This window comes from Nocardia sp. NPDC087230, assembly GCF_044744725.1.
Taxonomy (GTDB): domain Bacteria; phylum Actinomycetota; class Actinomycetes; order Mycobacteriales; family Mycobacteriaceae; genus Nocardia; species Nocardia canadensis.
Window position 1 is genome coordinate 132843 of record NZ_JBIUYV010000010.1, and the last position, 20587, is coordinate 153429.

At 69.3% G+C, this 20587-nt stretch carries 18 protein-coding genes; 5 read left to right on the forward strand and 13 right to left on the reverse strand.

Annotation, left to right across the window (positions count from 1 at the left end; all coding sequences use genetic code 11):
• The first annotated feature begins 119 nt into the window (after nt 1-119).
• The 4 genes from ACIO52_RS27320 to ACIO52_RS27335 are packed head-to-tail and all read left to right on the forward strand — an operon-like array spanning nt 120 to nt 4897.
• On the forward strand, nt 120-206 hold the full coding sequence (locus tag ACIO52_RS27320) for a potassium-transporting ATPase subunit F (RefSeq protein ID WP_218719288.1): 87 nt from the start codon (nt 120-122) through the stop codon (nt 204-206).
• On the forward strand, nt 207-1877 hold the full coding sequence (gene kdpA, locus ACIO52_RS27325) for a potassium-transporting ATPase subunit KdpA (protein ID WP_316575589.1): 1671 nt from the start codon (nt 207-209) through the stop codon (nt 1875-1877).
• A gap of 1 nt (nt 1878) precedes the next feature.
• Nucleotides 1879-4026, forward strand: coding sequence for a potassium-transporting ATPase subunit KdpB (gene kdpB / locus ACIO52_RS27330; RefSeq protein WP_402647871.1), 2148 nt, complete (start codon nt 1879-1881; stop codon nt 4024-4026).
• A 1-nt stretch (nt 4027) separates the two neighbouring features.
• Nucleotides 4028-4897, forward strand: a complete 870-nt coding sequence (locus ACIO52_RS27335) for a potassium-transporting ATPase subunit C (protein WP_342801602.1) — start codon at nt 4028-4030, stop codon at nt 4895-4897.
• Nucleotides 4898-4945: 48 nt separating this feature from the next.
• Here the strand turns inward: ACIO52_RS27335 and ACIO52_RS27340 are convergent, their stop codons facing one another.
• From ACIO52_RS27340 to ACIO52_RS27385, 10 genes are all read right to left on the reverse strand, one after another.
• Nucleotides 4946-7090 (reverse strand): glycogen debranching N-terminal domain-containing protein, encoded by a 2145-nt coding sequence (locus ACIO52_RS27340; RefSeq protein WP_218719265.1) that lies wholly within the window; start codon nt 7088-7090, stop codon nt 4946-4948.
• Nucleotides 7087-8256 (reverse strand): glycosyltransferase family 4 protein, encoded by a 1170-nt coding sequence (locus tag ACIO52_RS27345; protein WP_342801605.1) that lies wholly within the window; start codon nt 8254-8256, stop codon nt 7087-7089. The genes ACIO52_RS27340 and ACIO52_RS27345 overlap by 4 nt, the downstream gene beginning before the upstream one ends.
• 284 nt (nt 8257-8540) lie before the next feature.
• Complete coding sequence (locus ACIO52_RS27350; protein ID WP_402647874.1) at nt 8541-10025, reverse strand: PstS family phosphate ABC transporter substrate-binding protein; 1485 nt, start codon at nt 10023-10025, stop codon at nt 8541-8543.
• Nucleotides 10026-10120: 95 nt separating this feature from the next.
• Nucleotides 10121-11155: a PHP domain-containing protein gene (locus tag ACIO52_RS27355; RefSeq protein ID WP_402647877.1), complete on the reverse strand. Its 1035-nt coding sequence runs from the start codon at nt 11153-11155 to the stop codon at nt 10121-10123.
• Nucleotides 11156-11160: 5 nt separating this feature from the next.
• Nucleotides 11161-11742: a dihydrofolate reductase family protein gene (locus ACIO52_RS27360; protein WP_218719262.1), complete on the reverse strand. Its 582-nt coding sequence runs from the start codon at nt 11740-11742 to the stop codon at nt 11161-11163.
• 63 nt (nt 11743-11805) lie between these two features.
• Nucleotides 11806-12666 carry a bifunctional DNA-formamidopyrimidine glycosylase/DNA-(apurinic or apyrimidinic site) lyase gene (gene mutM / locus ACIO52_RS27365; RefSeq protein WP_402647880.1) on the reverse strand — a complete coding sequence of 287 codons (861 nt, stop codon included), beginning with the start codon at nt 12664-12666 and terminating at the stop codon, nt 11806-11808.
• A gap of 3 nt (nt 12667-12669) precedes the next feature.
• Nucleotides 12670-13413 carry a ribonuclease III gene (gene rnc, locus ACIO52_RS27370; RefSeq protein WP_402647884.1) on the reverse strand — a complete coding sequence of 248 codons (744 nt, stop codon included), beginning with the start codon at nt 13411-13413 and terminating at the stop codon, nt 12670-12672.
• A 3-nt stretch (nt 13414-13416) separates the two neighbouring features.
• Nucleotides 13417-13599, reverse strand: coding sequence for a 50S ribosomal protein L32 (gene rpmF, locus ACIO52_RS27375; protein WP_022565580.1), 183 nt, complete (start codon nt 13597-13599; stop codon nt 13417-13419).
• A gap of 2 nt (nt 13600-13601) precedes the next feature.
• Nucleotides 13602-14285, reverse strand: coding sequence for a DUF177 domain-containing protein (locus tag ACIO52_RS27380; RefSeq protein ID WP_316575597.1), 684 nt, complete (start codon nt 14283-14285; stop codon nt 13602-13604).
• An 87-nt stretch (nt 14286-14372) separates the two neighbouring features.
• Nucleotides 14373-15146 (reverse strand): DivIVA domain-containing protein, encoded by a 774-nt coding sequence (locus tag ACIO52_RS27385; RefSeq protein WP_402647887.1) that lies wholly within the window; start codon nt 15144-15146, stop codon nt 14373-14375.
• Between the two features lie 251 nt (nt 15147-15397).
• On the opposite strand from ACIO52_RS27385, the gene ACIO52_RS27390 reads away from it, so the two are divergent.
• A complete protein-coding gene (locus ACIO52_RS27390; protein WP_316575599.1) occupies nt 15398-15928 on the forward strand; it encodes a GtrA family protein in 531 nt (176 codons plus the stop codon).
• On the opposite strand, the gene coaD is transcribed toward ACIO52_RS27390, so the two are convergent.
• From coaD to ACIO52_RS27405, 3 genes are read right to left on the reverse strand one after another with little or no spacing between them, the layout of a single operon-like run.
• Nucleotides 15925-16410 carry a pantetheine-phosphate adenylyltransferase gene (coaD, locus tag ACIO52_RS27395; RefSeq protein ID WP_218719257.1) on the reverse strand — a complete coding sequence of 162 codons (486 nt, stop codon included), beginning with the start codon at nt 16408-16410 and terminating at the stop codon, nt 15925-15927. The two genes, ACIO52_RS27390 and coaD, sit on opposite strands and share 4 nt — an antisense overlap.
• A 3-nt stretch (nt 16411-16413) precedes the next feature.
• Nucleotides 16414-16977: a 16S rRNA (guanine(966)-N(2))-methyltransferase RsmD gene (gene rsmD, locus ACIO52_RS27400; protein ID WP_218719256.1), complete on the reverse strand. Its 564-nt coding sequence runs from the start codon at nt 16975-16977 to the stop codon at nt 16414-16416.
• Complete coding sequence (locus tag ACIO52_RS27405) at nt 16974-20372, reverse strand: pyruvate carboxylase (RefSeq protein ID WP_218719255.1); 3399 nt, start codon at nt 20370-20372, stop codon at nt 16974-16976. The genes rsmD and ACIO52_RS27405 overlap by 4 nt, the downstream gene beginning before the upstream one ends.
• Between the last annotated feature and the right edge of the window lie 215 nt (nt 20373-20587).

Sequence of the window (20587 nt, forward strand, 5' to 3'; positions counted from 1 at the left end):
CACCTAGGCGCTTCACCTCGGAGCGCAAGGAGGTCGGAAATGTCTGTCGTGGTGTTCACGGTGCTCACCGTGGCGATCTTCGCGCTGCTGGGCGTGGTCCAGCGGGGGGTGGAGAAGCTGTGATCGCGAACCTTGTCGGTCTGGTTCTGGCCGTCCTCGTCGCCGTGTACATGGTCGCGGCGCTGCTCTTTCCCGAGAGGTTCTAGGTGAACACGACAACAGCGGGGATCGCCTTCGTGGCGGCCCTGGTCATCACGCTGGCCCTGGTGCATGTGCCGCTCGGCGACTACATGTACCGGGTCTACAGCAGCGACAAGCACTCCCGCGCCGAGCGGCTGATCTACCGTGCCATCGGCGCGAAACCCGAGGTCGAGCAGACCTGGCCGGTCTATGCCCGCAGTGTGCTGGCATTCTCGGCGGTGGGCATCCTGTTCCTGTTCTTCTTCCAGCTGGTGCAGGGCGCGCTGCCGCTGCATCTGAACGACCCCGGCACCGAGATGACCCCGGCGCTGGCCTGGAACACCGCCGTCAGCTTCGTCACCAACACGAACTGGCAGAACTACTCCGGCGAGTCGACCCAGGGCCACCTCGTGCAGATGGCCGGGCTGGCGGTGCAGAACTTCGTCTCCGCGGCCGTCGGCATGGCGGTGGCGATCGCGCTGGTGCGCGGCTTCGCCCGGCGCCACACCGGTGAGCTCGGCAACTTCTGGGTCGACCTGGTACGCGGCACCCTGCGGATCCTGCTGCCGATCGCGTTCGTCTTCGCGATCGTGCTGATCGCCGGCGGTGTCATCCAGAACTTCCACGTACACGATCAGGTCGCCCAGACCCTCGGCGGCGCCGAGCAGACGCTGACCGGCGGCCCGGTCGCGAGCCAGGAAGTCATCAAGGAACTCGGCACCAACGGCGGCGGCTTCTACAACGCCAACGCGGCGCATCCGTTCGAGAACGCGAGCACCTGGACGAATTTCCTGGAGATCTTCCTGCTGATGGTGATCGCGTTCTCGCTGCCGCGCACATTCGGCCGGATGGTCGGCAGCACCAAGCAGGGCTACGCGATCGTCGCGGTGATGGGCACCATCGCGCTCACCAGCATCACGCTGACCAACCTGTTCCAGCTCCAGCACCACGGCACGGTGCCGACCGCGATCGGCGCGTCCATGGAGGGCGTGGAAACCCGTTTCGGCGTGGCGAATTCGGCGACCTTCGCCGGCGCGACCACCCTCACCTCGACCGGCGCGGTGAACTCGTTCCACGATTCCTACACCAGCCTCGGCGGCCTGATGACGATGTTCAACATGCAACTGGGCGAGGTCGCGCCCGGTGGTGTCGGCTCCGGTCTCTACGGCATGCTGATCCTCGCCGTGATCACGGTGTTCGTGGCGGGCCTGATGGTCGGCCGCACGCCGGAGTACCTCGGCAAGAAGATCACGCCGCGCGAGATCAAGCTGGCCGCTTCCTATTTCCTGGTGAGTCCGCTGATCGTGCTGATCGGCACCGCGATCGCGATGGCACTGCCCGGCCAGCGGGCCGGCATGCTCAACAGCGGCCCGCACGGCCTCTCGGAAGTGCTCTACGCCTTCACCTCCGCGGCCAACAACAACGGTTCCGCCTTCGCCGGACTCACCGGCAACACCGAGTGGTTCAACACCGCGCTCGGCCTGGCCATGGTGTTCGGGCGGTTCCTGCCGATCATCTTCGTCCTGGCGCTGGCCGGTTCGCTGGCCCAGCAGGGCACCACTCCCGCGTCGATCGGCACGCTGCCGACGCACCGGCCGCAGTTCGTCGGCATGGTCGTCGGTGTGACGGTGATCCTGGTCGCGCTCACCTTCCTGCCCGCCCTCGCGCTCGGGCCGCTCGCCGAAGGAATTCACTGAGATGACAAGTCCTACCCTCGAAACACCGGCCGCGCCGCGGCCCGAACACCGGACCAAGGGCGTACAGAAGGGCGTCCTGGATCCGAAGCTGCTGCTCACTTCCCTGCCGGACGCGCTGCGCAAACTCGATCCGCGCACGCTGTGGAAGAACCCCGTCATGCTGATCGTCGAGATCGGCGCGGCGTGGTCGACCATCCTGGCGATCGCCGATCCGAGCTTCTTCGCCTGGGCGATCGTGGTGTGGCTGTGGCTCACCGTGGTCTTCGCCAACCTGGCCGAGGCCGTCGCGGAGGGCCGCGGCAAGGCCCAGGCCGACACGCTGCGCAAGGCCAAGACCGACACCGTCGCGCGCAGGCTGGCCGACTGGACCCCCGGTGGCCGCATCGTCGAGGAACGGGTCGCCGCGACCGAACTGCGCCGCGGTGACGTCGTCGTGGTCGAGGCCGGTCAGGTCATCCCCGGTGACGGTGACGTCGTCGAAGGCATCGCCTCGGTCGACGAATCGGCCATCACCGGCGAATCCGCCCCGGTCATCCGCGAATCCGGCGGTGACCGGTCGGCCGTCACCGGCGGCACCACGGTGCTCTCGGACCGGATCGTCGTGCGGATCACCCAGGAGCCCGGCGCCAGCTTCATCGACAAGATGATCGCGCTCGTCGAAGGCGCCAGCCGCCAGAAGACCCCGAACGAGATCGCGCTCAACATCCTGCTGGCCGCGCTCACGATCATCTTCGTCTTCGCGGTCACCACGCTGCAGCCGCTGGCGATCTTCGCCAAGTCGAACAACCCCGGCGTGCCGGATACTTCGGCGCTGGACGCGCACGGCATCACCGGCATCGTGATGGTCTCGTTGCTGGTCTGCCTCATCCCGACCACCATCGGCGCGCTGCTCTCGGCCATCGGCATCGCCGGGATGGACCGCCTCGTGCAGCGCAATGTGCTGGCCATGTCGGGCCGCGCGGTCGAAGCGGCGGGCGATGTGAACACGCTGCTGCTCGACAAGACCGGCACCATCACCCTCGGCAACCGGCAGGCGGCCGCATTCGTCCCGATGCCGGGCATTCTCGACGACGAACTCGCCGACGCCGCCCAGCTGTCGAGCCTGGCCGACGAGACGCCGGAGGGGCGGTCGATCGTCGTGTTCGCCAAGCAGACGTTCGACAAGCGGGAACGTTCCGCGGGCGAGCTGCCCGGTGCCACCTGGGTGGAGTTCACCGCGCAGACCCGCATGTCGGGTGTCGACCTCGCCGATGGGCACCAGCTGCGCAAGGGGGCAGCGGGTGCGGTGATCGAATGGGTTCGGGCCCAGGGTGGTTCGGTCCCCAGCGACGCCACGGCGATCGTCGACGGCATCTCGGCCTCGGGCGGCACGCCGCTGGTGGTCGGTGAGGTCAAGGACGGCACCCCGCGGCTGCTCGGTGTCATCCATCTCAAGGACGTCGTCAAGCAGGGCATGCGGGAACGCTTCGACGAGATGCGCCGCATGGGCATTCGCACGGTGATGATCACCGGCGACAACCCGCTCACCGCGAAGGCGATCGCCGACGAAGCGGGGGTGGACGACTACCTCGCCGAGGCGACGCCGGAGGACAAGCTCGCCCTGATCAAGAAGGAGCAGGACGGCGGCCGCCTGGTCGCGATGACCGGCGACGGCACCAACGACGCTCCCGCGCTGGCCCAGGCCGACGTGGGCGTGGCGATGAACACCGGCACCTCGGCCGCCAAAGAGGCGGGCAACATGGTCGATCTCGATTCGGACCCGACCAAACTGATCGAGATCGTGGAGATCGGCAAGCAGCTGCTGATCACCCGCGGCGCGCTCACCACGTTCTCCATCGCCAATGACATCGCCAAGTACTTCGCGATCATTCCCGCGTTGTTCGTGGCGCTGTTCCCCGGCCTGGACGCGCTGAACATCATGCGCCTGGCCAGCCCGCAGTCGGCGATCCTGTCCGCGGTCATCTTCAACGCGATCATCATCGTGGCGCTCATCCCGCTGGCGCTGCGCGGTGTCGACTACCGGCCGAGCGATGCCTCGACCCTGTTGAGCCGCAACCTGACGATCTACGGCCTGGGCGGCATCATCGCGCCGTTCCTCGGCATCAAGATCATCGACCTGCTCGTCCAACTCCTCCCCGGGATGTCCTGAAATGCGTATGTCAACCTGGATCCGCCAGCACCTGGCCGCCCTGCGCGCCCTGCTCGTGCTGACCGCGATCACCGGAATCGTGTACCCCGTCGCGGTTTTCGCGGTCGCGCAACTGCCGGGACTCCACGACAATGCCGACGGCTCACTGATCGAGCGGGACGGAAAGCTGGTGGGCTCCAGCCTGATCGGGCAGTCGTTCACCGACGCCGACGGCAAGGCCATGGTGCAGTACTTCCAGAGCCGCCCGTCGGCCGCGGGCGACGGCTACGACCCGCTGGCCACCGCCGCGAGCAATCTGGGTCCCGAGGACATCGTCGACACCGCCGCCCGCACCAGCCTGCTCACCACCGTGTGCACCCGATCGAAGGAGGTCGGCGACCGTGAGGGGGTCGACGGCGCCCGCCAGTTCTGCACGAAAGACGGTGTCGGCGCGGTGCTCTCGGTGATCGGTCCGCGCGATGCCGACGGCGATGTGTCGCGACCGGTGCAGGTCGTCAGCGTCAACGAGCTCTGCCCGGCGCGGCCGTTCCTGGCCACGTTCCGCGGCGTCACCGTGGAATGCGCGCAGGAAGGCGAGGACTACTCGGTCGGCCGGATCATCCCGATCCTCGGCGACGCCCCGGCCGAAGCGGCGGTCCCCGCCGACGCGGTCACCGCGAGCGGCAGCGGCCTGGACCCGCACATCTCCCCCGCGTACGCGGCCATCCAGGTCGAGCGGGTGGCGAAGGCGCGCGGCCTCACCGGCGATCAGGTGCGTGATCTGGTCGCGGCGCACACCGCCGGGCGCACGCTCGGGTTCCTCGGCGAGCCCCGGGTGAATGTCGTCGAGCTCAATCTCGCTCTGGACGAACGGTTTCCCGTCCGCGGCTGAGTCCTGAGCAGGGGCCGGACCCACCACGGGTCCGGCCCCTGTGCCGTCCTAGGACTGCTCGTCGGTGATCAGCGCCCATCCTTCGGGCAAGCCGGTCACGGTCACCGCCGACCCGCAGACCTCGACATCGACGGTGACGTCACCGAGCCGGAACTCCGAGAGCCGCACACACCCCCACGCCTGCGGCACCTGCGGCCGCACGGTCAGGGTCTTGGCGGGCACATCGGGGTCGAGCCCGAGGAACGAGCGCACCAGCAGCAGCGGCGCGGCACTGGCCCACGCCTGCGGCGAACACGAGGTGGGATAGGGCACCGGCGACGCGAAGCGGGCACGCGGGAAACCACAGAACAACTCGGGCAGCCTGCCGTCGAACGCGGCGGCGGCGTCGAGCAATCCGGCCGACAGCTTCGTCGCCAATGCCACCGCGCCCGGCACGTGCTGGTACCGCATCAACCCGGCGACCGCGATCGCCGTGTCGTGCGGCCACACCGAACCGCAGTGATAACTCATCGGGTTGTAGGCGCCCATGGTCGAGGCCAGCGTGCGGAGACCGAACCCCGAATCCATCTCGGCCTTGGCCAGATTCGCGATCAGGCTCTCGGCGTGTTCGTCGGTGGCGATCCCCGACCACAGGCAGTGCGCCGCGTTGCTGGTGAGCGCGTCGACCTGCCGCTTGCTGCCGTCCAGGGCCACCGCGTACCAACCGCACTGAGGTAGCCAGAACTGCTCGGCGAACTTGGTTCGTAGCTCGGCGGCCCGCTCGCGCATCCGCGTCGCCATCGCGGGATCGTCGAACTGATCGGCCAGCTCCGCCCGGGCCAGATACGCCGCGTACACGTACCCCTGCACCTCGCACAGCGCGATCGGGGCCTGCGCGATATGCCCCGCGGCGTCGTTGATCCCGTCGAAGCTGTCCTTCCAGCCCTGGTTGATCAGCCCGCGATCGGTGGCGCGCACGTACTCGACGAACCCGTCGTCGTCGCGGTCGCCGAAATCGGTGATCCAGCCGATCGCGGCATCGGCCGCGGGCAGCAGGGTCGCGATCGAGGCCGGGTCGGCGCCCCAGCGCAGGCACTCGGCCAGCAGCATCACGAACAGCGGTGTGGCGTCGACGGTGCCGTAGTAGATCTGCCCGCCGAGCACCTGACCGACCGAGGGGCCGCGCCGCATCTCGTGCATGATCCGGCCCGGTTCCTCCTCCACCAGCGGATCGACCGTCTGGCCCTGCAATTCGGCCAGCTGCTGCAGCGTGCCCAGGGCCAGGTCGGTCTCCAGCGGCAGCGACATCCATGCCGTGAGCAGCGAGTCCCGGCCGAACAGCGTCATGAACCAGGGCGCGCCCGCGGCGACGAACGGTCTGCCCGTGCCGGAATCGGTGTGGATCTGCAACGCGCCCAGGTCGCTCTCGGTGCGGCGCAGGATCTGGTTGAGCAACCCGGAATCGGCGCTGATGTCGGTGGCGGTGGCCCGCCAGGCCTGGATCTTGCGTACCGGTTCGCTGGCCCGGTAGCGCTCACCGGGGGTGCCCTGGGTCTGCGGGCGCTGCGCGGCACCCGCCGGTTGCGCGGTGATCTCGGTCTGCCAGCGGCCACCCGCGGGCACGACGACGCGCCAGATCATGGTGCCGGGCAGCACCATCGGCTCGACCGTCGAGGTGAGCGCGAGCCCGCGCGACAGGTCGGCCCGGTCGTGCAGCAGCAGTTCGCCGTCGGAGGTCGTCATCTCCGCGCGGCGCCCGCCCATCCGGCCTTCCTTCACCGAGAACAGGTCGACGAAATCGGCGTCGACGTGCAGTTCGAGCACCACCGCCGTGGCCTCGCGGCTCATGTTCTCCAGGGTGATCAGCTCGTGCATGCCCTCGGCGACGAGCCGGTCGCGCACGACCAGCAGGGTGCTGTCGGCACGACCTTGCTGCGGCGGCCTGCGCAGCACGAACCGCCCTGCGAAGGCCTCCGGGCTGAGGACCGACAGCGGCTCCGGCCGCTTACCGTCGATCATCAGCTCCCAGCGCGAGATCACCCGCGCGTCACGGAAGAACAGGCCCTGCGGCTTGCCGGGCTCGATGTCACCGAGCCGGTCGGACAGGCAGAAGGTGCCGCCTTCGACCAGGGTGACGTTGCCGCCGTTGCCGCCGAGCCCCGCGGGTTCCCCCGCGTTGAGCGGGCTCGGCGACGACGCGTTGTTCAGGCTCATCCGCGCCCACTCACCGCCGCCCCGACCGGTATCGGCATCGTGAAGGCGTTGCCGTAGCCGATCGTGGTGCGGGCCAGCAGTTGCCGGTACACCTGCTCATAGCCGCCACCGAGGGTGTCGGCGCCGAAATTCGCTTCCACGTGCGCCCGGCAGGCCGCCGGATCGAACGTCGCGACCTCGGCGATGGCGGCGGGCAGTTCGTCCGGTTCCTCGCAGATGCGCCCGGTGACACCGTCGACCACGACCTCGGCCACGGCACCACCGCGCAACGCGACCACCGGCGTTCCGCAGACCATCGACTCGATCATCACCATGCCGAACGGCTCCTCCCAGCGAATGGGGAACAGCAGACACCGTGCTCCGGACAACAGTTTACGCTTGGCCGCCGCGTCGGCGAGGCCGAACACATGATCGGCGTCGGTCAGCCGCGGTCGCACGTATTCCTCGAAATAGGCCTTTTCCGGCGGCTCGGAACACTTGCCCGCCAGGATGAGCGGGATGCCCGCCGCGTGCGCGGCGTCGAGTGCCAGATGCGGCCCCTTGTCCATGGTGAAGCGGCCGAGGAACAGCGCGTAGTCCTGCTTCTCGGTCACGAACGGCCACTGGTCCGGCCGCAGCGCGTTGTGCACCCGGCCCGCCCACGGCAGTTCGGGCGCGAGTTCGCGCTGCCGGTCGCTGATCGCGACGAGCGAGCATTCCTCGCCCAATTCGCGGTAGTAGCGGTAGCAGTCGTCCTGCACCGGCCCGTGCACGGTGACCACCGTCGGCAGGCCCAGATTGGCGTACGCCGGGGCGTTGAGCGGGCCGGCGAAGGTGTGATCGTGCACCAGGTCGATGCCTTGGGTCTCGGCCAGACGCTCGATCGCGCGGCGCACGCGCAGCGCGTGCACCACCTCGGGGAACGGATCGCCGAGTCGTTCCGGGACGATCCGGTCCCACAGCGGGACGAAATCCGCCTTGGTACCCGGCTCGCCCGCGCCGAACAGGGTGACGTGATGGCCGCGCTCACACAGCGAGTCGACCAGATCGGCGACTACGGCCTCGACGCCGCCGTAGGCCTTCGGGGGGACGTCGAAATACGGTGGAACCACCATCGCGATCCGCAGTGGGCCGCCGTTGTGCTCGATCGAATAGAGATCGGACGTGGAGAGCCCGGTCGGCGACATTGCCGACGTATCTGCACTCATGACCTTCCTTCCAGGGACACAACCTCGCAACACTTGCGCGAACAAGAGATGGCCGCCTCGGCGGGGGTGGAGACGAGAGCTTCACCGCCGTCCATGGGGCATGGTTGGCCTGGCCAGACGGGGAGCACACCACGCGGGTGCCCGGCTGAACAGAGGGGCCGTAGTGGAACGTACCCCGCTACCGGGGAGTAAACCAGCGGGTTGCTGGCAAATCGTGTCGGCGAATGCCCAACGAGACAGGAGATTACGCCGTCAGAGGCGGTCTACGGCGTACAGAATTTCGGTTCGACCGGGTCGACGCACGGGATGTTGCCGAACTCGGTCATGGTGAGCCTGGCCTTACCCCGCGTCAGATAGTCCAAGAACTGCGCGACCAGCGAATCACCGGCGATCGGACCGTGCGTGTAGGCGTACTCCACGCCCGTGAACCGGTAGGCACCGGACCGGATGGTCTCGGGCGTCGGGCTCACCCCGTCGATCGCGACCGCCCTGGTCTCCGCCCCGACCGCCGAGGTCTCCAGATATCCCACCGCGCCAGGGATTTTGGCAACAAACGTAGCCACTTCGTCGGTGACGTCGACCTCGCACTGCTCGCCGCCCGCGGCCATGCCGATGCAGCTGGTGTAGCGGAACACCTTGCGGTGGTCCTCGAGCAGTCGCGATTCCAGTGCCCGACGAGTGCCCGAGCCCGCGGTCCGGTCGATCAGGACCACCGGCAGATCGGGACCGCCGATCTGGCTCCAGTTCTTGATGTTTCCCCGGTACAGGTCCCGGATCTGCTGGGTCGAGAGGTCTTTCAGGCCGACGCCCGGGTGCACGACCAACGAGAACGACCCACGTGCCAGCGGTAGCTCGGTGAGCGCCTCGAACGAGGTGCCCTTGGCGCCGTCGCCGATCGCGAGCAGGTCCGGGGTCGGACCCGCCTTGGTGATCGTGCGCAGACCGGGTTCGGTCCCGGCGAAATCGAAGCTGAATCGCGCTCCGGTGCAGGTCTTCTCGTAGTTGTGCGCGGCCTTGCGGATCATCGGGGCCATCGCGGTGGAACCGACGACGCGCAACTCACCCGCGGCGCAGTCGCGCGGCGGCGGATCACCGCGCAGCACGGTGGCCAGCAACTGCACCATCACCACCAGGGCGAGGAACACGCTCAGGCCGAGCAGCGCGGGCTCGCGGCCGGAGCGGCTGGTGGTCTCGACGAACCGGCCGCCCTTGAGGCCGCCCGCCTTGGTCACCACCTTCGCCGCGTTGATGTCCTGCGGATCGGGCGCCGGACCCGACAGCACCGCCAGCACCTTGTAGTGCTCGCCGCGCTCGAGCCGTTCGCTCGGCAGCACGATCCGCGCGGCATTGTCCGCGCCCACCGTGGAGGCCAGCTCGCGCAGGGCGTCGCTGAGCGCGGTGACCGACTGCCCGGTCCGGGTGACCCGCTCGGTGACCTCGAGCGCCCGGATCGTGTGGTGCGGGAACAGCAGTCGCGGGCTCTCCCCGGCGTAGTCGTCGGCCTCGATCACCGTGGAGCCGTAGTTCTCGATGCGGATCAGCACCACCGACACCGGCTCCGCCGCCGAGTTGCCCCCGGTGGCACCGCTGTGGGGGTCGGCGAGCTGGATCCGGCTGGCGGGGGTGTTCATCTGCACGCGGTAGCCGAGGCGCTTGCGACCGACGAAGACGAACTCCCGCAGGAACGCGGCCGTCGCCACGAACAGACCGAGTGCCGACAGCACGATCTCGATCGGGAACTCGCCCATCGGCTCCCCTCCCCCACACCCCGGATACCTGTAACCGACTGTCTATCAGGTCGATCCGCCACCACGGCGTCCGGCGCCGGTTGTTCGGCGAGTCTTCATCCGGTGGTCGTCGCGCACCAGCTCAGCAGCTCGTCGACCGCCCAGGTGTTGATCACCCGCTCGGCCGGAACGCCGTTGGCCAGCGCGCGCTCGCACCCGTATCCCTGCCACGCCAACTGGCCGGGGGCGTGGGCGTCGGTGTCGATACTGAAATGGCAGCCCATCTCCACGGCCAGGTCGATCAACCGCCCGGGCGGGTCACGGCGTTCGGGGCGGCTGTTGATCTCGACGGCGGTGCCGTACTTGCGGCAGGCCTCGAAGACGAGTTCGGCGTCGAAGCTGGACTCGGGGCGGGTGCCGCGACCGCCTTCGACGAGCCGGCCGGTGCAGTGGCCGAGGACGTCGACATTCGGGTTCGCCACGGCGTAGACCATGCGCTTGGTCATGGTGGCGCTGTCGTCGCGCAGATGTGAATGCACGCTGGCGACAACGATATCGAGGCGTTCCAACAGCTCGGCGCGCTGGTCGAGGGTGCCGTCGTCGAGGATGTCGACCTCGATGCCGGTGAGGATGCGAAACGGCGCCAGCTGCTCCTGGAGGCCGGCGATCACGTCGAGCTGGCGCAGCAGACGGTCGGCGGACAGACCGTTGGCGACCTTGAGCCGCGGCGAGTGATCGGTCAACGCACAGTATTCGTGGCCGAGCGCGGCGGCCACGCCCATCATCTCCGCGATCGGGCTACCGCCGTCGGACCAGTCCGAATGGGTGTGCAGGTCACCGCGCAGCAGGGTGCGCAGCGGATCACCGGCCGGGGCGATGGGGCGGGCGGCCCCGCGCAGCTCGGCCAGGTAGTCGGGAACCGCACCGGCGCAGGCCTGTTCGATGACGGCGGCGGTCTTGGGGCCGATGCCGGGCAGGTCCCGCCAGCTGTGCTCGCTCGCGCGGGTCGCCCGCTCGGACTCCGAGAGTTCGTCGACGATGTCGGCGGCACGGCGATACGCCTTCACCCGATGGGTCTCGGCGCGCGATCGCTCGAGCCAGAAACCGATCTCGCGCAGCGCCGCCACCGGGCCCGGACCCGCCGCCGACATCGGCGCTACCCGATCCGGCCGTACTTGAGGAAGGCGACACCATCGGCGTACACGCGACTGGTGATCACCCGGAAGCGTTCCGGCTCGGGCAGTTTCGCGCCACCGCCGAACAGCGGACGGCCGGTGCCGAGCACCACCGGATGCAGCTTGAGGAACACCTGGTCGATCTCGGGCAGCAGCGTCTGCGCCAGCTCACCGCCGCCGCACAGCCAGATTCCCAGCCCCGACTCCCGTTTGAGCTCGCGCACGGCGGCGATCGGGTCGGCGGTGATCAGCTCGACCCCGGGCGCCGGCGGCTCGGGCAGCGTCGTGGACACCACGAACTGGCGCAGGTGCTCGTAGGGGCTGGCGGTGCCGGTGCGCACCCCGAAGTCATGGGTCTTGCGGCCCATGATCACGGTGTCGAAGTAGACATTGCCCGCCGCGATGCCGCGTGCCTCGCGCACCTTGGTCGGCAGGGTCTCGGGATACTGCGAGATGATCGCGGGCCCGTGGTCGCCGCCCACCGGGAAGAAGTCCAGGGTCCCGTCCTCGGCGGCGATGAATCCGTCGATCGTCGATGCCACGAAATAGGTCAGCTTGCGCATAACGTCCTCCTGCACGGACCCGGTCCGATACGACCTGTCAGGAGAAACGGTAGCGTGCCCGGATCAGCGACGGCGAGGCTTCCGCTGACACTTCGGGCAGGAAAACGACGAGCGATTCATGAATTGTTCGCGGATCAGCAGCGCGCCACACCGGTCACACGGCTCGTTCGCACGGCCGTAAGCGGCCAGCGACCGGGAGAAATAGCCGGATTCGCCGTTCACGTTCACATACAGCGCGTCGAAGGAGGTACCGCCGACGGCCAGCGCCTCGTTCATGACCGCGCCGACGCCCTCGAGCAGCCGGCGCACCACCGGCCGGGTGAGCTCGGCGGCCACCCGGGTACCGTGCAGACCGGTCCGCCACAGCGCCTCGTCGGCGTAGATGTTGCCGATGCCCGACACCACGGTCTGATCGAGCAGCACCCGCTTGATCTCGGTGTTCTTGGCTCGGATCGCCGCCACCACGGCCTCGGCGTCGAAGCGCGGATCCAGCGGATCGCGGGCGATGTGGGCGACGGAGTCCGGGACCACGGTGCCGTCGACCTCGACGAGATCGGCCAGCGCCCAGCCGCCGAAGGTGCGCTGGTCGACGAACCGCAGCTCACTACCGTCCCCGAGGACAGCGCGGATGTGGGCGTGCTTCTCGACCGGGGCGCCCGCGGGCTGCACGAGCATCTGCCCGCTCATGCCCAGATGGACGACCAAGGCGGTGTCCGGCTCGTCGAAGGTGAGCCACAGGTACTTGCCGCGGCGCTGCGCGCCCTCGATCTTCAGACCGGTGAGCCGGGCCGCCAGATCGGCGCCGCCCGCCACGTGCCTGCGCACGGCCCGGGGATGGGTGACGGTGACGGCATCGATCGCCCGGCCGACCGCGTGATCGGCCAAACCGCGCCGCACCACCTCGACTTCGGGCAGTTCGGGCACGGGTCAGGCTTCGTCGGAGGATTCGGCGGAGGTTTCGGCGGTGAGTGCCTTGTAGGCGGTGCCCGCGGCCTTCTGCTCGGCTTCCTTCTTGGAGCGGCCGACGCCCTGCCCGTACGGACGACCGGCGATCACCGTGGTCGCGGTGAACTCCTTGTTGTGGTCCGGGCCGGTGGAGGTGATCTCGTAATTGGGCACGCCGAGGCCACGCTCGGCGGTGAGCTCCTGCAGGCTGGTCTTCCAGTCGAGGCCGGCGCCCATGCGGGGGCCGCGCTCGAGCAGTTCGGCGAACAGGCGCAACACGACGCCACGGGCCACCTCGATGCCGTGCTCGAGATGCACGGCGCCGAGCAGGGACTCCATGCCGTCGGCGAGGATGCTCGGCTTGTCACGGCCGCCGGTGAGCTCTTCGCCCTTGCCGAGCAGCAGGTACTGACCGAGTCCGCCGTCACCGAGACCACGCGCCACCTCGGCGAGCGCGTGCATGTTCACCACGCTGGCGCGCAGCTTCGCGAGCTCGCCCTCGGACTTCTCGGGGTGCTCGGTGTAGAGGCGCTCGGTGATGCTCAGACCGAGAACCGAGTCGCCGAGGAACTCGAGGCGCTCGTTGGTCGGCAAACCACCGTTCTCGTACGCGTACGACCGGTGCGTCAGCGCGAGGCGCAGAAGCTCCGGTCGTACGTCGACACCGAGTGCGGTGAGCAGGCTGGCGTGATCTGCCGAGCCCGCGGTGTCTTTGCTGGCTGTCACGAATCAGACAGCAGCAGTGACCTGGCGGCCCTTGTAGGTGCCGCAGGACGGGCACGCGATGTGCGGGAGGGTCTTCTCACCGCAGGCACGGTTCGGGCAGGTGACCAGGGTCGGCGCGACGGCCTTCCACTGGCTGCGCCGCGACCGGGTGTTGGAACGGGACATCCGGCGCTTGGGAACAGCCACGGCTACTTCTCCTCTGTGTTTTCGCTGGCCACGTGGGCATCGTTTGCCACGGGAGCGGATCGGTCTGGGGTGGTGGAACCCTCAGCGGGGTCGCCGGTGCCGGGCGCCTCTGCGGCGAAACTCGCCAACTTGGCCCAGCGAGGGTCCAGTATCTCATGCCCGTGATCAGGACCCGCAATCGCCATCCGCACACCGCACTCGGGGCACAGGCCCGCGCAGTCCGGGGTGCACAGCGGCTGCAGCGGAAGCTCCAGCCCGATGGCGTCGAGGATCACCGGCTCGAGGTCGATGAGGTCGTCTTCCATGCGGTAGACCTCGTCGTCCTCGGTCGTCTGCTCGGTGGTGCTGTCCGGATACGCGAACAGCTCCGTCAGACGAATCTCGACCTGGTCGTCGAACGGTTCCAGGCAGCGCGAGCACTCCCCCACCGTCGGCCCGGACGCCGTGCCGGTGACCAGCACACCCTCCGAGACGGCCTGCAACTGCAGGTCGAGTTCCACCGCGGCGTCGGCCGGGATGGCGATCAGATCCAGACCCAGCCGCTCATGGTCGGTGACGGTGCGACGCAGCTCCCGCATGGTCCCCGGCCGACGGCCGAGGCTGCGGACGTCCAGCACGAAGCCCGCGTCGGACACAGGACCACTGGTCTTGTGCGGACGCGACGGCGAACCGGAAGCGGCGGGCATCACTGACTCACTTACTTCTGAGGGGATTTGGGCAACCACTCAACAGTACGGCAGGACCCCGTCGGAACTCAAAACGCGGGAGTGCGGTCAGCGCCGGTGCTCGGCGGCGTATTCCGGGTATTCGGCCGCCTGACCGCCGCGCATCTGCTGGCGACCGCGGGTGATCGTGCGCCGCGTGGTGCTCAGCGTCTCCTCCATCGCGGCGAGCCTGCCACCGAAATCGGCCATCTGCTCGTCGACGTAGTCGTCGCATTCGGCGCGGACCCGGTCGGCCTCGGCCTGGGCGTCGTCGATCAGGCGCGCCGACTCGGCGTGCGCGGCCCGCACGACCTCGGTCTGGGCGACCAGCCGGGCCTGCTCGGCCTTGCCGTCGGCGACCGAGCGCTCGTAGGAGTCCTTGCCCGCCTGGATGGCCCGGTCGGCGTCGATCTGGGCGCGGCTGGTGAGTTCGTCGTACTCGGCGTTGCCGTCGGCGATCACCTGCTCGGCCTCGGCCTGCGCGGTCGCGACCAGGCGATCGGCGTGCGTGGTGGCCTCGGCGACCATCCGGTCGGCGTGCGCCTTGGCGTCGGCGAGGATGCGGTCGGCCTCGGCGCGGGCGTTCTCGATGGTGGTACGCGCCTGGTCGTTGGCCGAGGTGATGGTGGCCTCGGCGCCGGTGCGGGCGTCGCCGACGATCTTGTCGCGATGATCGAGGACGTCCTGGGCGTCGTCGAGCTCACCGGGCAGGGCGTCGCGGACGTCGTCGAGCAGTTCGAGGACATCGCCGCGCGGCACGATGCAGCTGCGAGTCGGCGGGATGCCGCGCGCCTCTTCGACGATGGCGACCAGTTCGTCGAGTGCTTCGAATACGCGATACATGCTCACTACCCTCCTGCTTGCTCACGGCGAAACCACTACCGCCGTGGCCCAGTGTGCCCGTCGGCGGCGCGTGTTCCGAATGTCGTCGCGGTGTGTCGCGAGAGTGTCCTAGATCGCACAGATATCAAGTGGAGTGAATCCCTCCACTTCCGCTACCATCGGTAGGCACGACAACGCCGTCCGCCGGGAAGCACTGCACGTTTATTGCTGTTGTACTCCTCGACGCTCGTTCATTGCGATCGGAGTCGACCATGACCGTCCTCGAAACACCGAGACCTTCGGTGTCCCACGTCGCGGGCATGTTCACACCCTGGATCGGAACGTTCCCCGCCGTTCCCGCCGCTACACCCGCCCCCGCGGTGCGCCCGCAGGTCGACCGAACCCTCACCTACCTGCGCGGCGACCGCGCGCTCCCCCAGCTCATCCGCTTCGCCCTGGTCGGCGGCTCCAGCAATATCGCCTACGTGCTGCTGTTCTTCGCCATGCACGGCGTCGGCCCGCTGATCGCCAATGTCGCCGGCTCGGTGGTCAGCACCGTGATCGCCAACGAACTGCACCGCCAGCTCACCTTCCACGCCGCCGACCGGGTCACCTGGTTCACGGCGCAATGGGAAGGCGGCGGGCTGGCGCTGCTCGGTCTCGGCATCACGACGGCGGGCCTGGCCGCTCTCGGCGTGTGGGCGCCCGGCCTGGGTGACAGCGTGCAGGCACTCGCCGTCCTCGCCATCACCGCCGCGGTCGGCGGCATGCGGTTCCTGGCTCTGCGCGGCCTGGTCTTCTAGCCGCGACGCTCGGCCAGGCGGTCGAGCAGGCGCTTGTGCACCGCGGGCGGGAGCATGTCGCTGACGTCGCCACCGTAGGCCGCGACTTCCTTCACCAGGGAGCTGGACAGGAAGCTCAGCGACGGGTTGGTGGCGATGAAGAAGGTGTCGACACCGGCCAGCTTGTGGTTCATCTGGGCCATCTGGAGCTCGTAGCCGAAGTCGCCCGCGTCGCGCAGACCCTTGACGATCGCGCCGACGCCCTCCTGCTTGGCGAAGTCGACCAGCAGACCCTGCCAGGACGCCACGCGCACATTGGGCAGATGGGCGACCGACTCGCGCAGCAGTTCGATGCGCTCGTCGACGGTGAACATGCCCTGCTTCTTGGGGTTCACCATCACGGTGACGATCACCTCGTCGAACTGCGCGGCCGCGCGAGCGAACACGTCGAGGTGACCGTTGGTGACCGGGTCGAAGGAGCCGGGGCACAGTGCTGCAGCCATGGTTCAGACGCTAGCACCGAATTCGGCGAGCTCGATTCTGGTCTCCCCGTACTTGCGGATCTTCAGCGGCGCATAGCCTGCGGGCCAGGCGATTTCGGGTGAGCGGATGGACCGCTCGACGATCACCAGCGCGTCGGGCGCGAGCCAGCCGTTGGCCGCCAGCGCGGTGAGGTCGGCGATCACGTCCTCGGTGCTCACGTCGTACGGCGGGTCGGAGAAGACCACGTCGTAGGGACTCGGCGCGGCGTGCGCCAGCACCGAGCCGACCGTGCCCAGGCGCAGTTCCGCGCCGGGCAGGCCGAGTTCGGCGATATTGGCGCGCACGACCGCGGCCGCCTTGCGGTCGGCCTCGACGAGCAGGGCGTGGGCGGCGCCGCGCGAGAGCGCTTCCAGTCCGAGCGCGCCCGAACCGGCGTACAGGTCCACCACCCGCGCGCCGTCCAGATCCAGGCGCGCGTCGATCGCGCTGAACAGGGCCTCGCGGACCCGGTCCGAGGTGGGCCGGGTCCCGGCGGGCGGCACCTTCAGCCGCCGCCCGCCCGCCGTGCCCGCGACGATGCGCGTCATTCCGACTCGCGCGCAGCCAGTTCCACCAGCAGATCGCCGCCCTCGACCTGCTGCACCTTGGCGGTCGCGATCCGGCCGACGATGCCGGCGCGCGGCGCGGTGATCGCCGCCTCCATCTTCATCGCCTCGATGGTGCCGACGGTGTCGCCCGCGTGGATCTCGTCGCCCTCCGACACCGCCAGCGTGACGACACCGGCGAACGGCGCCGCGATGTGGCCGGGGTTGTTCTTGTCGGCCTTCTCCGCAGCCGGCACCTCGGAGGCGATCGAGCGGTCCCGCACCGCGACCGGGCGCAGCTGCCCGTTCATGATGCACATGACCGTGCGCATGCCCTTCTCGTCCGGCTCGGAGATCGCCTCCAGCCCGATGAGCAGCGTGACGCCCTTCTCCAGCTGGACGCGGTGCTCCTCGCCGCGGCGCAGACCGTAGAAGAACTGGTTCTCCGACAGGCCGGTGGTGTCGCCGTACTTCTCCCGGTGCGCCTGGAACTCGGCGGTCGGGCCGGGGAACAGCAGGCGGTTGAGGGTGTCGCGACGCTCTTGGGAGGTGCCGTCGAGCCCGGCCTGGTCGGCCGCGGTCAGCGGGGTCTCCGGCTTGGGCTCGTTGCGCCCGGCCAGCGCCTTGCTGCGGAACGGCTCGGGCCAGCCACCGGCGGGCTCGCCGAGTTCGCCGCGCAGGAAGCCGATCACCGAGTCGGGGATGTCGTAGCGGCCCGGATCGGCGGCGAAGTCCTCGATGTCGACACCGGTGCCGACCAGCGCCAGCGCCAGGTCACCGACGACCTTCGACGACGGGGTCACCTTGATCAGGCGGCCCAGCAGCCGGTCGGCCGCGGCGTACTTGGCCTCGACCTCCTCGAACCGGTCGCCCAGGCCCAGCGCGATCGCCTGCTGGCGCAGGTTCGACAGCTGACCGCCCGGGATCTCGTGGGTGTACACGCGCCCGGTCGGCGCGGGCAGACCCGACTCGAACGGCGCGTAGACCTTGCGCAGCGCCTCCCAGTACGGCTCCAGATCGCACACGTTCTGCAGGTTCAGGCCGGTGTCGTGCTCGGTGTGCGCGGTGGCCGCGACGATGGCCGACAGCGCGGGCTGGGAGGTCGTGCCCGCCATCGCGGCCGAGGCACCGTCGACCGCGTCGGCGCCGGCCTGCCAGGCGGCCAGGTAGGTCGCCAGCTGACCGCCGGGGGTGTCGTGGGTGTGCACGTGCACCGGCAGATCGAAGTTGCCGCGCAGCGCGGTGACCAGCTTCGCCGCCGCGGGCGCGCGCAGCAGGCCCGCCATGTCCTTGATCGCGAGCACGTGCGCGCCCGCGTCGACGATCTGCTCGGCCAGCTTCAGGTAGTAGTCGAGGGTGTAGAGCGACTCGTTCGGGTCGAGCAGGTCGCCGGTGTAGCTGAGCGCGACTTCGGCGATGGCCGTGTTCGTTTCGCGCACGGCGTCGATGGCCGGGCGCATCTGGTCGACATTGTTGAGCGCGTCGAAGATGCGGAAGATGTCGATGCCGGTGGTCGCGGCCTCGGAGACGAACGCGCGGGTGACCTGTTCCGGGTACGGCGTGTAGCCGACGGTGTTGCGGCCGCGCAGCAGCATCTGCAGACAGATGTTGGGCACGGCCTCGCGCAGGGCGGCCAGCCGCTCCCACGGGTCCTCGTGCAGGAAGCGCAGCGCCACATCGTAGGTCGCGCCGCCCCACGCCTCGATCGAGAGCAGTTCCGGGGTCAGCCGGGCGACGTGCCCGGCGACACCGAGCAGGCCGTTGGTGCGCACCCGCGTCGCCAGCAGCGACTGGTGTGCGTCGCGGAAGGTGGTGTCGGTGACGCCGAGGGCCTTCTGCTCGCGCAGGGCGCGGGCGAAGCCCTCGGGGCCGAGGGCGAGCAGGCGCTGACGCGAGCCGTCCGGCGGCGGCAGCGTCAGGTCGACGGCGGGCAGCTTGTCGTACGGGTACACGGTGGTCGGGCGGTCGCCGTGCGGCTTGTTGACGGTGACGTCGGCCAGGTAGCTCAGGATCTTGGTGCCACGGTCGGCCGAGCCGCGCGAGGTCAGCAGCTCGGGCCGCTCGTCGATGAACGAGGTGGTGACCCGGCCCGCCTGGAAGTCGGGGTCGTCGAGCACCGAGAGCAGGAACGGGATGTTGGTCGTGACGCCACGGATGCGGAACTCGGCCAGCGCGCGCCGGGCACGGGCGGCCGCGGCGGGCAGGTCGCGGCCACGGCAGGTCAGCTTGACCAGCATCGAGTCGAAGTAGGCGCCGATCTCCGCGCCCAGGTTCGCGCCGCCGTCGAGGCGGATGCCCGCGCCGCCGGGGGTGCGGTAGGCGGTGATGCGGCCGGTGTCGGGGCGGAAGCCGTTGGCCGGGTCCTCGGTGGTGATGCGGCACTGCAGCGCGGCGCCCCGGATCGACACCGTGTCCTGGCTCAGGCCCAGATCGGCCAGGGTCTCCCCGGCGGCGATCCGCAGCTGTGACTGCACGAGGTCGACGTCGGTGATCTCCTCGGTGACCGTGTGCTCGACCTGGATGCGCGGGTTCATCTCGATGAACACGTGCTTGCCGCGCTCGTCGAGCAGGAACTCCACGGTGCCCGCGTTGCTGTAACCGATCTGGCGGGCGAAGGCCACCGCGTCGGCGCAGATGCGTTCGCGCAGTGCGGGATCCAGGTTCGGCGCGGGCGCGAGCTCGATCACCTTCTGGTGGCGGCGCTGCAGCGAGCAGTCGCGCTCGAACAGGTGCATGACATTGCCGTGCTGGTCGGCCAGGATCTGCACCTCGATGTGGCGCGGATTCACCACGGCCTGCTCGAGGAACACGGTCGGGTCACCGAAGGCCGACTCGGCCTCGCGCGAGGCCGCCTCGATCGACTCGCGCAGTTGCTCGGGCGCGGCGACCCGGCGCATGCCGCGACCACCACCACCGGCGACGGCCTTGACGAAGATCGGGTACTCGAACTCCTGGGCGGCGGCCAGCAGGGCGTCGATGTCGGCGGAGGGTTCGCTGGACTTCAGCACCGGCAGGCCGGCGGCCTTGGCGGCGGCGATGGCGGTGGCCTTGTTGCCCGCCATCTCCAGGACGGCGGCCGAGGGGCCGATGAACGTGATGCCCTCGCGCTCGCAGGCGGCCGCGAGGTCGGGGTTCTCCGACAGGAAGCCGTAGCCGGGGTAGATGGCGTCGGCGCCCGCGCTCTTGGCCGCGTCGATGATCGCCTCGATGGACAGGTACGCCCGGACCGGGTGCCCTTCCTCGCCGATCTGATACGACTCGGCCGCCTTCAGCCGATGGACGGAGTTGCGGTCCTCATGGGGGAACACCGCGACCGTTCCGATGCCGAGTTCGTATGCCGCGCGGAAGGCGCGAATGGCGATCTCACCACGATTGGCGACCAAGACTTTCGAGAACATTGGACCACGGTACCCGGACGCGACCGCAGGACCGTCACGCAAGGTGGCTTCGCAGCAATCTTCACATCGCACACCCGCCCACCTGCGAAGTTGCGTTCATCGGGCCGTCACATCTCACCGTGGCGGACGCCCGGCGGTGCGCCGCCGAAGCGCAGGTCACGCGGGCCACGCGCGCCGGGGTGGTCGCGACGGTACGCGCCGAGGCCCTATGCTGG

What these genes read in the sequence shown, in the direction of transcription:
- kdpB (WP_402647871.1), top strand. Translation starts at nt 1,879, where the DNA reads ATGACAAGTCCTACCCTCGAAACACCGGCCGCGCCGCGGCCCGAACAC.
- ACIO52_RS27335 (WP_342801602.1), top strand. Translation starts at nt 4,028, where the DNA reads ATGCGTATGTCAACCTGGATCCGCCAGCACCTGGCCGCCCTGCGCGCC.
- ACIO52_RS27340 (WP_218719265.1), bottom strand. Translation starts at nt 7,090, where the DNA reads ATGAGCCTGAACAACGCGTCGTCGCCGAGCCCGCTCAACGCGGGGGAA.
- ACIO52_RS27345 (WP_342801605.1), bottom strand. Translation starts at nt 8,256, where the DNA reads ATGTCGCCGACCGGGCTCTCCACGTCCGATCTCTATTCGATCGAGCAC.
- ACIO52_RS27350 (WP_402647874.1), bottom strand. Translation starts at nt 10,025, where the DNA reads ATGGGCGAGTTCCCGATCGAGATCGTGCTGTCGGCACTCGGTCTGTTC.
- ACIO52_RS27355 (WP_402647877.1), bottom strand. Translation starts at nt 11,155, where the DNA reads ATGTCGGCGGCGGGTCCGGGCCCGGTGGCGGCGCTGCGCGAGATCGGT.
- ACIO52_RS27360 (WP_218719262.1), bottom strand. Translation starts at nt 11,742, where the DNA reads ATGCGCAAGCTGACCTATTTCGTGGCATCGACGATCGACGGATTCATC.
- ACIO52_RS27380 (WP_316575597.1), bottom strand. Translation starts at nt 14,285, where the DNA reads ATGCCCGCCGCTTCCGGTTCGCCGTCGCGTCCGCACAAGACCAGTGGT.
- ACIO52_RS27385 (WP_402647887.1), bottom strand. Translation starts at nt 15,146, where the DNA reads ATGTATCGCGTATTCGAAGCACTCGACGAACTGGTCGCCATCGTCGAA.
- ACIO52_RS27390 (WP_316575599.1), top strand. Translation starts at nt 15,398, where the DNA reads ATGACCGTCCTCGAAACACCGAGACCTTCGGTGTCCCACGTCGCGGGC.
- coaD (WP_218719257.1), bottom strand. Translation starts at nt 16,410, where the DNA reads ATGGCTGCAGCACTGTGCCCCGGCTCCTTCGACCCGGTCACCAACGGT.
- rsmD (WP_218719256.1), bottom strand. Translation starts at nt 16,977, where the DNA reads ATGACGCGCATCGTCGCGGGCACGGCGGGCGGGCGGCGGCTGAAGGTG.
- ACIO52_RS27405 (WP_218719255.1), bottom strand. Translation starts at nt 20,372, where the DNA reads ATGTTCTCGAAAGTCTTGGTCGCCAATCGTGGTGAGATCGCCATTCGC.